This window comes from Xanthovirga aplysinae (assembly GCF_009711365.1).
In the GTDB taxonomy this organism is placed as follows: Bacteria; Bacteroidota; Bacteroidia; order Cytophagales; family Cyclobacteriaceae; genus Xanthovirga; species Xanthovirga aplysinae.
This window is the reverse complement of record NZ_SMMB01000579.1, coordinates 1-2507: the sequence shown is the minus strand read 5'-3', so window position 1 is coordinate 2507 and position 2507 is coordinate 1. Positions and strand designations below refer to the sequence as shown.

The 2507-nt window shown below is 39.1% G+C and carries 2 protein-coding genes; both read left to right on the top strand.

Annotation, left to right across the window (positions count from 1 at the left end; translation table 11 throughout):
• Positions 1 to 33 precede the first annotated feature (33 nt).
• On the top strand, positions 34 to 1137 hold the full coding sequence (gene carA / locus E1171_RS02895; protein WP_155203905.1) for a glutamine-hydrolyzing carbamoyl-phosphate synthase small subunit: 1104 nt from the start codon (positions 34 to 36) through the stop codon (positions 1135 to 1137).
• Between the two features lie 55 nt (positions 1138 to 1192).
• Entirely contained in the window at positions 1193 to 2476 is a 1284-nt protein-coding gene (eno, locus tag E1171_RS02890) for a phosphopyruvate hydratase (RefSeq protein ID WP_155203903.1), read from the top strand.
• Positions 2477 to 2507 lie beyond the last annotated feature (31 nt).

The window sequence follows — 2507 nt, the reverse complement described above, 5'->3', positions numbered from 1 at the left end:
AAATTAAGATTTTTGTTTGTTAATCCGCTAGATATGAAATATTCTGCAAAGAGAGAGGCCTTACTTTTATTGGAAGACGGGACATTATTTAAAGGAAATGCCATCGGGAAGATTGGAACAAGTGGAGGGGAAATCTGCTTTAATACCGGTATGACAGGATATCAAGAGGTATATACAGACCCTTCCTATTTTGGCCAAATTATAGTGAATACCAATTCCCACATAGGTAATTACGGGGTGCTGGATGAGGAAACTGAATCCGGACAACCACAGATATCCGGACTAGTGGTGAATAGTTTTTCAGCCATTGCTAGCCGGAACCTTTCGGATAGTTCTTTACAGGAGTACCTTGAGGAAAATGGTATAGTAGGAATTTCCGATATTGACACCAGACGGTTGGTAAGACATATTCGGACCAGTGGTGCTATGAATGGCATTATTTCATCCGAAATTTCTGAAGTGGAGGCTTTGGAGGCAAAATTGAAAGAAGTTCCTTCAATGGCTGGATTGGAGTTATCATCTCAAGTGAGCACGATAGAACCATATTATTTGGGTGAGGAGTTAAATGAATTGAAGGTAGCGGTATTGGATATAGGGGTAAAGAAGAGTATCCTTAAAAATTTAACTGATAGAGGTTGTTATTGTAAGGTATTTCCTGCTAAAACTACTTTCCAGGAAATGAATGAGTGGGGAGCAAATGGATATTTTATCTCTAACGGTCCGGGAGATCCTTCCGTAATGGAATACGCTGTTGATACAGTTCGTGAAATTCTTAAGGCAGATAAACCTTTGTTTGGAATTTGTTTAGGACATCAGTTATTAGCTCGTGCCAATGAAATTTCTACTTATAAGATGCACCATGGGCATCGAGGTTTAAATCATCCTGTTAAAAATCTTCAAACTGGAAAAGGTGAAATTACTTCTCAGAATCATGGTTTTTCCATAAGTGGGGAAGATGTCGAAAAATCCCAGCAGGTATTTGCTACTCACATTAACTTGAATGACCAAACCATCGAGGGCATTCGGGTAAAAGATAAAAAAGCTTTTTCCGTCCAATATCACCCAGAATCTTCTCCTGGTCCACACGATTCAAGATACTTATTTGATGATTTCGTTGAAATTATGAAGAATAGCTGATTTTTTATATAAATCCACATAATTGAAATATTAACTTTTAAACCACATTTGAGACATGAGCTTAATTGAAAGTGTTCACGCGCGTCAAATTCTCGATTCTAGGGGAAATCCAACAGTAGAGGTTGATGTAATCACAACAAATGGAATTATTGGTCGGGCGGCTGTTCCTTCCGGCGCATCTACAGGGAAACATGAAGCCGTTGAACTACGCGATGGAGATAAAGCCACTTACATGGGTAAAGGGGTGTTGACAGCTATTAATAATGTAAATACAGACATTGCTAAGGAATTGGTGGGTTATAGTGTCTTCGAGCAAAATTTGATCGATAGTGCTATGATCGATTTGGATGGTACTGAAAACAAAGGAAAATTAGGGGCTAATGCCATTCTGGGGGTTTCTTTAGCAGTGGCAAAGGCTGCTGCGCAGGAATCAGGCCAATCCTTGTACCGTTATGTAGGTGGTGTAAATGCCAATACGCTTCCGGTACCAATGATGAATATTCTTAACGGAGGTAGTCATGCTGATAATTCTATCGACTTTCAGGAGTTTATGGTGATGCCCGTAAAAGCAGATTCTTTTTCTGAATCTTTGAAAATGGGTGTAGAAGTATTCCATAACCTTAAGAGCGTCCTTAAAAGTAAAGGGTATTCCACAAATGTAGGTGATGAGGGTGGATTTGCTCCTAACATCGCTTCCAATGAAGAAGCTATTGAAGTAGTGCTTCAGGCTATTGAAAAGGCTGGTTACAAACCTGGAGAGGAGATTTTTATTGCTATGGATGCGGCCAGCTCTGAGTTTTATGATGCAGAAACGGGCCTATATCACTTCAAAAAGTCTACAGGGGATAAATTGACTTCTTCCGAGATGGCTAACTATTGGAAGGAGTGGGTGAATAAATACCCAATTATCTCTATTGAAGATGGAATGGATGAAGATGACTGGAAAGGTTGGAAAGAGCATACTAAATTAATTGGAGACAAGGTACAGTTAGTAGGAGATGACCTTTTCGTTACCAATGTAAACCGATTAAATAACGGTATTGAGCAAGGGGTAGCAAATTCCATTTTGATTAAAGTAAATCAAATTGGTACCTTAACTGAAACGATCAATGCTATTAACCTAGCTAAAAAGAATTCTTACACTAGTGTAATGTCTCACCGGTCTGGAGAAACTGAAGATAATACCATAGCTGATTTGGCAGTTGCTTTAAATACAGGGCAAATTAAGACAGGTTCAGCTTCTCGTTCGGACAGAATGGCTAAATACAACCAACTGTTGAGGATTGAGGAGGAGCTAGGAGAGACTGCTTATTTTCCAGGTTTAGATTTTAGAAGATAATAACAGCATAAACCTTGGGAAGGTATTTATT

Excerpts from the sequence above, each read along its gene's own strand:
- carA (WP_155203905.1), top strand. The coding sequence starts at position 34 with ATGAAATATTCTGCAAAGAGAGAGGCCTTACTTTTATTGGAAGACGGG.
- eno (WP_155203903.1), top strand. The coding sequence starts at position 1,193 with ATGAGCTTAATTGAAAGTGTTCACGCGCGTCAAATTCTCGATTCTAGG.